Source organism: Dictyobacter arantiisoli, from assembly GCF_008326305.1.
Lineage (GTDB): Bacteria > Chloroflexota > Ktedonobacteria > Ktedonobacterales > Ktedonobacteraceae > Dictyobacter > Dictyobacter arantiisoli.
On the sequence record NZ_BIXY01000018.1, the window covers coordinates 81,968 to 91,039 of the forward strand.

The 9,072-nt window shown below is 48.3% G+C and carries 11 protein-coding genes; 3 read left to right on the forward strand and 8 right to left on the reverse strand.

The genetic code is table 11. The annotated features are described in order from the left end of the window. Window positions 1-106 precede the first annotated feature (106 nt). The 8 genes from F1593_RS08405 to F1593_RS08440 all read right to left on the reverse strand — a co-directional run bounded on the left by F1593_RS08405 (window position 107) and on the right by F1593_RS08440 (window position 7,360). Window positions 107-532, reverse strand: coding sequence for a M67 family metallopeptidase (locus tag F1593_RS08405; protein ID WP_149401106.1), 426 nt, complete (start codon window positions 530-532; stop codon window positions 107-109). Further along, window positions 526-1,461: a PLP-dependent cysteine synthase family protein gene (locus tag F1593_RS08410; RefSeq protein ID WP_149401107.1), complete on the reverse strand. Its 936-nt coding sequence runs from the start codon at window positions 1,459-1,461 to the stop codon at window positions 526-528. The genes F1593_RS08405 and F1593_RS08410 overlap by 7 nt, the downstream gene beginning before the upstream one ends. A 10-nt stretch (window positions 1,462-1,471) precedes the next feature. Continuing rightward, window positions 1,472-1,744, reverse strand: a complete 273-nt coding sequence (locus F1593_RS08415) for a MoaD/ThiS family protein (protein ID WP_149401108.1) — start codon at window positions 1,742-1,744, stop codon at window positions 1,472-1,474. A 109-nt stretch (window positions 1,745-1,853) separates the two neighbouring features. Continuing rightward, window positions 1,854-3,032 (reverse strand): molybdopterin-synthase adenylyltransferase MoeB, encoded by a 1,179-nt coding sequence (gene moeB / locus F1593_RS08420; RefSeq protein ID WP_149401109.1) that lies wholly within the window; start codon window positions 3,030-3,032, stop codon window positions 1,854-1,856. A gap of 285 nt (window positions 3,033-3,317) precedes the next feature. Beyond that, window positions 3,318-4,415 (reverse strand): HEAT repeat domain-containing protein, encoded by a 1,098-nt coding sequence (locus tag F1593_RS08425; protein ID WP_149401110.1) that lies wholly within the window; start codon window positions 4,413-4,415, stop codon window positions 3,318-3,320. Between the two features lie 266 nt (window positions 4,416-4,681). Further along, window positions 4,682-5,581, reverse strand: coding sequence for an LLM class flavin-dependent oxidoreductase (locus tag F1593_RS08430; protein ID WP_172631965.1), 900 nt, complete (start codon window positions 5,579-5,581; stop codon window positions 4,682-4,684). Between the two features lie 222 nt (window positions 5,582-5,803). After that, the gene (locus F1593_RS08435; protein WP_149401112.1) at window positions 5,804-6,046 is read right to left on the reverse strand and encodes a hypothetical protein; all 243 of its coding nucleotides are present in this window, start codon (window positions 6,044-6,046) and stop codon (window positions 5,804-5,806) included. A gap of 303 nt (window positions 6,047-6,349) precedes the next feature. Continuing rightward, window positions 6,350-7,360 carry a Gfo/Idh/MocA family protein gene (locus F1593_RS08440; RefSeq protein WP_149401113.1) on the reverse strand — a complete coding sequence of 337 codons (1,011 nt, stop codon included), beginning with the start codon at window positions 7,358-7,360 and terminating at the stop codon, window positions 6,350-6,352. Between the two features lie 182 nt (window positions 7,361-7,542). Between F1593_RS08440 and F1593_RS08445 the strand changes: the two genes are divergently transcribed. The 3 genes from F1593_RS08445 (at window position 7,543) to F1593_RS08455 (ending at window position 8,948) form a co-directional block, all read left to right on the forward strand. Next, window positions 7,543-7,725 carry a hypothetical protein gene (locus F1593_RS08445; protein ID WP_149401114.1) on the forward strand — a complete coding sequence of 61 codons (183 nt, stop codon included), beginning with the start codon at window positions 7,543-7,545 and terminating at the stop codon, window positions 7,723-7,725. 56 nt (window positions 7,726-7,781) lie between these two features. Next, the gene (locus F1593_RS08450; protein WP_149401115.1) at window positions 7,782-7,967 is read left to right on the forward strand and encodes a hypothetical protein; all 186 of its coding nucleotides are present in this window, start codon (window positions 7,782-7,784) and stop codon (window positions 7,965-7,967) included. Window positions 7,968-8,159: 192 nt separating this feature from the next. After that, complete coding sequence (locus tag F1593_RS08455) at window positions 8,160-8,948, forward strand: LLM class F420-dependent oxidoreductase (RefSeq protein ID WP_149401116.1); 789 nt, start codon at window positions 8,160-8,162, stop codon at window positions 8,946-8,948. Window positions 8,949-9,072 lie beyond the last annotated feature (124 nt).

The window sequence follows — 9,072 nt, forward strand, 5'->3', positions numbered from 1 at the left end:
AGTGGAGGCAAAGAGACAGGTAAGGATCAGACGTGCTGTTCCATACAAACGAAGAAGCACGCCTTTTTTAGAAAGACGTGCTTCTTCGTTTGTATTTGCTTAGATGCTAGTCAATAGCAATCTGACCTTCGGTGACCTGGCCCTGAGGATTGATTTTAAACACACGGGCATAGGGTGGCTCTGGATGAAGTCGGTGTGAGAAAATAATGTATACATAGCCGCTACGTTTGGCCCAGTCGATATCACGGGCGGAAGGATAGGCCTCGGTGATAGGATGTGAATGATAATAGATCATATCACCATCGTACTCATCGATGTCATTATAAATACGTACGATATCGACCTCGCTGATGATCGAGAAATCATCAGGATGCTCAGCGGCGTTAGCCGTCGGATAATTCTTGATGACGCGCTCATCAAGGCTTCCCAACGCCCCACAGGTCTCATTGGGATATCCTGCGCTCACATGTGCAACCATCTCTTGATAGATGCTCGCAGGGATATGAATGACAAAACTTGCTTCAACTACCATACTACTTTTGCCTCAAATGCATCAGCGATCTGTTCAACATCGCGTGTCCAGAGATCCTCGCTGAGATATTTCCATCCGCCATCAGCCAGCAGGGTAACAATTTTGCCATGCTCCATACTCTCAGCTACACGCAAAGCAGCATGTAAAGCAGCACCGCACGATGGACCAGAAAAGATACCTTCTTGATCCTTTAGCTGGCGCGTACGGCGGATTGATTCAATACTGGGCACCAATATCTTTGCATCCAACACTGAGCGATCCAATACTGGAGGAACAAAGCCATCCTCCAGGCTACGCAGTCCCTGAACGGCATCTCCCTGCAAGGGTTCAGCAGCCACGATTTTGATGGCAGAATTATATTCTTTTAAGCGTCGACCCGTCCCGGTCAAAGTACCACCAGTACCAAGGCCAGCGACAAAAACATCAACATCAGGCAAGTCCTGAATAATCTCTAGCGCGGTACCTTCGTAATGAGCCTGTGGATTGGCCAGGTTACCATACTGATAGAGCATCACATAGCGGTCGTCCTGTTGCGCTAACTCTTTCGCAAGTTTGACTGCTCCATTACTCCCCAGGCTCCCATCGGAATTGATAATCGTTGCGCCATACAACTCAAGCATCTTTCGACGCTCACTGGTCACATTATCGGGCATCACTGCGACAAACTGATAGCCCTTCACACGGGCAATCATCGCCAGAGCAATACCAGTATTGCCACTTGTTGGTTCCAATAGAATAGAGCCCGGTTGCAATCTTCCACGCGCCTCCGCCTCCTCAATCATCTTCTTCGCCACACGGTCTTTGACGCTCCCGGTGGGATTGTTCCCTTCGAGCTTGGCATAGATCTTTACCCCTGGTCGAGGGCTGAAGCTCTTCAGCTCAACAAGCGGCGTATTTCCAATCGTTTCCAATAAGCTGCCATAGCGCATACAAATTCTCCTAACGCCCGCCTGCCATAGCAGGTAAGAGTGTTACAGTGGCACTCTCACTGACAGGCGTCTCTAAGCCCTGCAGATAGCGCACATCCTGATCATCAACATAGACATTGACAAAACGACTTAGCTCTTGCTCCGGCTGAATCTGCTCTTTTAAAGAGGGATAGCTCTGATACAGATTGGTCAACAATGCGCCCAGCGTGTCACCCTGCGCGTTGACAATTTTAGAACCGCCCGCGAACGAACGTAAGACTGGAGCTAAACGAACCTTGGCCATAACTCTATTCCTCCACTTATATCGTGTTCATATCAATCAATATGACGCTAACCGACCCGGGTCAGCGCCATAGATACAATGCCAGTTCCTGCTATCTAACAGAAGCCGCTCAGGCCGGAATGGCACAGACATCGGCATAGGTAGGTAGATCCTCAGGATGACCATGCTCGCCACAAGCCGGACAATTGGGATCGCGGAAGAGACGCAGTTCATTGAACTCGCCAGAGAGAGCATCATACGTCAACAAGCGACCAACCAGAGGCTCGCCAATGCCCAACAGGACTTTGATCGCCTCGGTGGCCTGCAAGAGACCAATAATCCCCGGTAAAACACCCAGGACGCCCGCCTCAGCACAACTGGGGGCCAGCGCAGGAGGTGGTGGCGATGGATAGAGGCAGCGATAACACGGGCCCTGATAAGGCTGAAAGACGGTTACCTGTCCCTCAAAGCGGAAGACGCTACCATGCACAACTGGCTTGTTATAGATAAGAGCAGCATCGTTAAGTAGATAACGGGTTGGGAAGTTATCAGTCCCATCGATGATCAGATCATATTCGGAGACCAGTTGCTTTACATTTGTCTCATCCAGACGCTCAATATACGTGTTCACTTTGACATCTGGATTGAGGGCCGTCAAGGTAATGCGTGCCGACTCGGCTTTATACTGCCCAATCCGCTCAGTATTATGCAAAACCTGACGCTGTAAGTTACTATCATCAACCACATCAGCATCAATAATGCCGATTGTTCCAACGCCTGCGGCAGCCAGATAAAGCGCGGCGGGAGAACCCAGACCACCAGCACCAATAAAGAGTACCTTGGAGTCCAAAAGTTTCAACTGCCCCTGCTCGCCAACCTCAGGAACCAGCAGATGACGGCTATAGCGCTTCGATTGTGCCTCGTTTAGAATACGGGGCAATTGAAAATCGAGCCCACTCCCTTTCCATTGTCCAAAGCCGCCAGCCATAGATACCACATCATCGTAGCCCATTTGCTGCAATGTATTCGCTGCCATGAGTGAGCGCACCCCGCCAGCACAATAGAGAATTACGCGCTTTGATTTATCTGGAACCGTCTCTTCAATCTGCGATTCAAGATGTCCACGCGGCACATGAATCGCACCAGGAATGTACCCTTCATTCCATTCAGTCTTCTCACGCACATCTACCAGAGTGAAGTCCGAATCATTTTGCTTACGCTGCTTCAGAGCTTCATTTACCTGTGCCGAAGACCACTCAGGTACATGCTGTCGTGCTTGCCGCAATATTTCGCGAAAAGCCTCACCCATGTTTCTTCACCTCAATGTTGACTATGTATATCAAATTTGTTGTAAACCAACTAACCAAAGAGTATCATGTACTTTTTTTTCTTGTCAAGGGAACTGAGCAAAACCATCCTTTACAACCACCGTTAGCACCGTGGCACGTTTTCTCAAGGATACCGTCTTGTCAATCATACAAACAGCGTACCCTACTGAATTATTCCAAAAGGGCTGGATCAGATAATAAAAAGCGAGGCCTACCATTCAACTCTTGTCAGAGGTGGTAGGCCTGTTGCGCCGATATTAAAAACTTCAGCTTTCATGGGCTAATTCTTGCAGTGTCAGGCTCAGGATATGGTCTGCTTCCAATTTTTCTAACGTCTGCCATGCCAGCAATCCTGTCATCCTATGGAAAGTCGTGCTATTCAATTCCTCAACGAGAGGAGACAGATAAGGCTTTAAGCGCCCATAGCGTTGATAGAGTTGGTGAAACACATAGCCAGCCGTCTCAGCCAGCCATGGCGATGGTTCTTTCGCCATTAACGCCTGCAAAATAGGCTTAACACACCTGGGGCCAAAGGGAGGAAGGTTCTTGGCCGCCATCCAGGCCACTCCATGATCGGTATCATTTAAGGCCTGTGCCAGGGTTGGAAGTGCCCGCTCATCGTTAATTTCACCCAGGGCACGAATGCAATACCAGCGAATCCAGGCTGAATTATGAGTGCTGGCTTCGATAATACCTGGCACGGCAACGCTTCCCAACTGAACTAATGAATGGAAGATTAAGGACCCCATGTGCTCATCGGCACGTGGAAATGCTCCCAACAGAGGAGCTACTGCCTCAGGATCACCCGTATAACCCAACGCTTTCGCCGCCTGCATCCGCACCGCTGTGATTGGATCTCGCAAGGCCGCGATCAAATCTGGCACAACCGAACGCTTACCCACCTGACCTAGAATATAAGCGGCATTGGCACGCATCAAAGGGCGATAATCATGCAATCCAGCTAAGAGCACTCGCTGCGCTCGATCACTATCCATACCAGCTCCAGGCATAAACAAGGTCCGTAAGCGTGTACGTGTATAGGCAGAGCGCAACGGCAGTGGTACGACAAAGGGCTTCTGAGCCCATGTGCCTAGCGCGATAAACTCAAGCAAATGCTCTGCCAGGCGATCATCATCCATCGAAGAAACAGCAACCACAGCCCGAGGATCATTCTTTAAAATCCAAATCATAAAGCGCCAGGCCGCACCACGATGTCCATCCGCCGCCTGATGAGCCAACTCCTGTGGTGGCGTTTCTCCAATAGGGGGTGTCTCAACTGCAGAGGATGGTGGTGGTGAAGTCGGAGGCAGTTCCAACGGCATATCCTGGAAACGCTGCGCAGAAGGATCTGTATTAGACATCATTGTTACACCTCACAAAGGTTGCGCTTTTAAAATCAACACACTCGATAAAGTAGAGAAGAGGCGTAAAGTAAACTCCTTAAAGGAGATTAAAAATGCACATGGGTAGGAAAGAATATTGAAAGAGACAATATAAAAGTATATCACATAGCAAGAAAACAGTGTTGATACTAACCTGGAGCATTACCATGGAAGCGCTGCTTATCCATAGACAAGCAGCGCTATAGGTATTTCTTGAGCTTGTTGCTACGGCATCAGGATATTCAGTATTAGCTCTGCTGGGATGTGACAAAGTGCGGCACAACAGCGTTCACAAAATGCTTCAACGACTCTACATCCAGAATGCGGAACATAAAATGAGAGACGCCGATGGCTTGAAATTGCTCAAGCTCCCGCATGACCTCAGCTGCGCTACCCGCGATAAAGTGCTTATTGGGATTGCGCTTCACCTGCTCTGGCTGTTCCGAGACGCTGAGGGTGCTCAGATAGGAAAGCTTAATTTCTGAAGGATCACGTCCTACGCGTTCACAATGCTGCTTGAGGATCGACAGCTTACGCCCATATTCCTCAACAGTACACGAATTAAAATTCCACCAATCGGCATAGCGTGCCACAATCGCCAGAGTTCGTTGTTCTCCACCACCACCAACCACCAGGGGAATAACCGTTTCAGGGCGAGGTGCACAATAAGCCTCATGCACCTGGTAATGCTGGCCCTCAAAGGTTGCAGGCTGTGTACCCCACATGGCCCGCAAGACATGAATTGTTTCTTCTAGCTGCTCCATCCGTATCCTGGTAGAGGGGAAAGGATAATTATAGGCATGGTATTCATCCTCTTTCCATCCAGCACCCAGACCCAGTATCAAACGCCCGCGGGTTAAAAATTGAAGATTCGCCGCCATCTTCGCCAGTAATGCGGGATTGCGATACGACTGTGACAGCACCATCGAACCAACGTTAAACTGTGGATATTGTGCCGCCAGATAACTCAAGGTCGTCAGGCACTCCAATTCATCCGTCGCCCCGACCTGCAAATGATCTTCCAACCAGAGCGTACTGAAACCAGCCGTCAGGGCATCAATACACTGGTGATTAAAATCCAACACCGTCTGCAAAGGGTGTCCGGGATCATTCTGTCGCAACATCAGACCAAATTCAACAGCAGCCAAGGGTATAACCTCCCAATTTCTTGAATATATGCAGGTATGCTGATGCATATTTTACATAACATGACAATTCAGCATAACACACAATCAAGGAGGCGGGGAAAGTTATAGTCGGCAAGAAAGAAGGAATAAGGGGGCTTTACCAGGAAGAAAATGCATTTCTTCCTGGTCACACCATGAAATTCAACGAGAACGAGCCACCACGAGCGAAGATATCCTCCACTCCTAAGAAGGATGCTTTTCTTTCGCCTTTTCATCGCCCTCCAGCACAATCCGAGGCAGGCGAGGTTCAGTTTCTCGCTCATCATGCTCCTGTAGTGCCTGCAGAGTTTGTCGATAGGCATGAATAAAATCAAATAATCCCAACGTTTCATCGGGGGTTAAATCAAAATTAATACCCGATGAGTGCCTGAGAACTAAGCCGGATTCTTCCATACGAGCACGATAGCGCCCGACGATAGCATCCATAGTTGGCTCCTTCCCTGTAAAGAATAGTCAAGCTCACGACATGACAATAAAATAGTTCTCTTAGGGAGTGTGATCTCGCTATAACCTTCATTCTATGTCTTTACCTGTTACGCGTCAACAGACAAGCGTCTTTTAGAAAAACACATCCCATAGGAACATCTCTTATAAAGATACGAACGTCCCCCCTCTCTCGTTCCCAATCCAGCAACAAGCATCCAAAATAATCCACTAATTATTCAAACACTAGCATTACAAAAAACGACTTGAATCAACGCTATTCTGACACATCACGCGCCAGAGTAATTAGATAATCGGCCAATCCATTCCCGCTGCTTCGTAGATAGCTTCGATAGTTGTAAGATTTTCCAGTGTCTCATTTAAAGACAATTGTGGATCTTGCCGGGTACGGATACATTGTGCGAAGTGTTCCACCTCTAACTGATATTGATCAACTCCAGTAAAGCTCTGTTCAGTCATCTGTCCATCCTTCATTATGAAGGCGGTCATATCATAATTCCCGGGCGTAAAAGGCACTGGCAACGTAATGCTACCAGCATCACCAACGATCTCAGCCCCCTGGCGGGAAGGCAAACCTAAACTGGTATCAAGTATCCCAAAACAGCCGTCACCATAATCAAGCACCGCATTAGTGGTCTGATCAACGCTGGTTGGACTGGATGTATGGACCCGCGCTGCGACCGACTGAGGCGCATGACCATAAATAGCACGGAACAGATTCACTGGATAACATCCCACGTCCATTAATGCCCCACCAGCAAGCTCTGCCTGCAAACGAATATTTTCAGGATGGGAACGGATATCAAAGGAAAACGAGGCCCGTACCAGGCGCACAGTTCCAATCGCACCTGCTCGTACCTGCTCCAACGCCCAGATGATTTGCGGATGAAAGCGATACATAAACGCCTCCATCAATAAGATCTGCTGAGCTTGCGCGACAGCAACCATCTCTTCCGCTTCCTCACGCGTTGGTGCCAACGGCTTCTCGCATAAGACATGCTTGCCAGCCTGAAGCGCTTTCAGCGTCCACTCAGCGTGCAAGCTATTGGGTAGAGGAATGTAAACAGCCTCTATCTCAGGGTCCTCAAGAATAGCCTCATAACTATTATAAATACGAACATTAGAGGCAAATGAATATACTTCTGCCGCATGCTGCTTATCGCGACTTCCCACAGCCATCAGTCGGCCATTGGCTGATGCTCGGATAGCTGGTGCGACGCCTCGCACACCAATATTGGCTGCGCTGATAATTCCCCAGCGCACGGGATCTTTTCTCACTAAAATTCTGGGTTGCATACTATCGAGATCCTTTCCGTCAAACTCACATAGATTATAGCGAAAAAAATCACATCATTGCATACAAGCAAAACCTTCCTTGCTTCCAACTTGGATTACAACACCACAACCACTATAGTTATAGACAAATCAGGCGGATAGAGTCTAATCATTCTCTCCAGAGAGAAAAGGGAACAGAAGAAATGAACATCCATGAACATGTCGGGGGCATGAACGAAAAGGGAAAAAGCCCTATTACAAATGAAATGTCATTAGACATGGCGCAACCTGTTATTGGACAAGAAATGCCAATGGAGATTGACACTCTAGAGCAGGTAGAAAATCACATTGCCAGCCAACGTTTGATGCAACCCAACGTTCATTAGAAGGCAGTACACGACTCGCATCATTAATTTACAATGTTCGCCTTCCAGATCAAGATATGCGTACAGCTCTGTATTCAGGCGCATCACGTCAAATAAAAGATGCCAAAGATGCGCTTTTCTCTATATCTGCGATACAGGATTATTTACATGCCGCTGAAGTCTACACGGTTTTGGCAGAACGCACTCCAGGTCTAGGAGATGCCCTCGCAGAACTGGTGTCAATGTTTGAAAAAATGAAATGAAGGTAGATGCCAAATTCGGTAAGTTTGAAGATATCAATATTCCTAATTAAAGCGCGGATAAACCATATTACCAGTAAACATCCCTTGCCAATTAATGCGTCAGGTGCGTACAATCAAAACGGATGGAATAAAACCATCATAAAAAACAGAACAATATTGTTATATCAATTGTAGAAGAAAGGATATCTATCCGTGACACAACAGTCAACGTCCCCTATAAAAGTAGGTGTTCAACTGCATCCGCAACACACAACGTATAAAGACTTTGCGGATGCGGTACGCCGGGTCGAAGACCTGGGTGTTGATAGTATCTGGAACTGGGATCACTTTTTCCCACTCTATGGAGATCCGCAGGGTAATCATTTCGAGGGCTGGACACTGCTGACCGCCATGGCTACGTTAACCACACGTGCCCAGATCGGTTGTCTGGTAACCTGCAACACCTATCGCAATCCCGCCTTACTGGCTGATATGGCAAAAACAGTTGATCACATTAGCGATGGTCGCCTGATCCTGGGTATTGGTGCAGGCTGGTTTGAGCGTGATTATACAGAATATGGCTATGAGTTTGGCACTGCCGGTAGCCGCCTGGCAGCGCTGGAAGAGTCGCTGGTTGTCATCAAGAAGCGTTGGGAAATTGATGTGCCGAAGCCAGTGCATGGCACGGTGCCGATCTTAATCGGTGGCGGCGGTGAAAAGAAGACCCTACGCCTTACCGCCAAGTATGCTGATATGTGGCATGGCTTTGGGGATGTCGAAACTTTCAAGCATAAAATGCAGGTACTCGATGAGTGGTGTGCCAAAGAAGGTCGCAATCCTAAAGATATTACACGCACCATCGACACCAAAGCGGATGATAGCGATGAGAAACGCAATGCTCTGATCCAGGCCGGTGCCAGCCAACTGATTCTTGGCGTAGGTGCCCCATGGGATTTCAAGGCCATCGAGAACCTCGTACGCTGGCGTGATTCCCATAAATAGTTTTTGACAAAGTGTTTGATTCCCGCTCCCATCGGGATCTTAATGCTCACCTGCTGGCAGGCGCGCATGCGCCTGCGTCCTTTTTAGTGTGTGGTGCAGGAAAGGTGCTGTGCACCTTTCCTGC

What these genes read in the sequence shown, in the direction of transcription:
- F1593_RS08405 (WP_149401106.1), bottom strand. Translation starts at nt 532, where the DNA reads ATGGTAGTTGAAGCAAGTTTTGTCATTCATATCCCTGCGAGCATCTAT.
- F1593_RS08410 (WP_149401107.1), bottom strand. Translation starts at nt 1,461, where the DNA reads ATGCGCTATGGCAGCTTATTGGAAACGATTGGAAATACGCCGCTTGTT.
- F1593_RS08415 (WP_149401108.1), bottom strand. Translation starts at nt 1,744, where the DNA reads ATGGCCAAGGTTCGTTTAGCTCCAGTCTTACGTTCGTTCGCGGGCGGT.
- moeB (WP_149401109.1), bottom strand. Translation starts at nt 3,032, where the DNA reads ATGGGTGAGGCTTTTCGCGAAATATTGCGGCAAGCACGACAGCATGTA.
- F1593_RS08425 (WP_149401110.1), bottom strand. Translation starts at nt 4,415, where the DNA reads ATGATGTCTAATACAGATCCTTCTGCGCAGCGTTTCCAGGATATGCCG.
- F1593_RS08435 (WP_149401112.1), bottom strand. Translation starts at nt 6,046, where the DNA reads ATGGATGCTATCGTCGGGCGCTATCGTGCTCGTATGGAAGAATCCGGC.
- F1593_RS08440 (WP_149401113.1), bottom strand. Translation starts at nt 7,360, where the DNA reads ATGCAACCCAGAATTTTAGTGAGAAAAGATCCCGTGCGCTGGGGAATT.
- F1593_RS08445 (WP_149401114.1), top strand. Translation starts at nt 7,543, where the DNA reads ATGAACATCCATGAACATGTCGGGGGCATGAACGAAAAGGGAAAAAGC.
- F1593_RS08450 (WP_149401115.1), top strand. Translation starts at nt 7,782, where the DNA reads ATGCGTACAGCTCTGTATTCAGGCGCATCACGTCAAATAAAAGATGCC.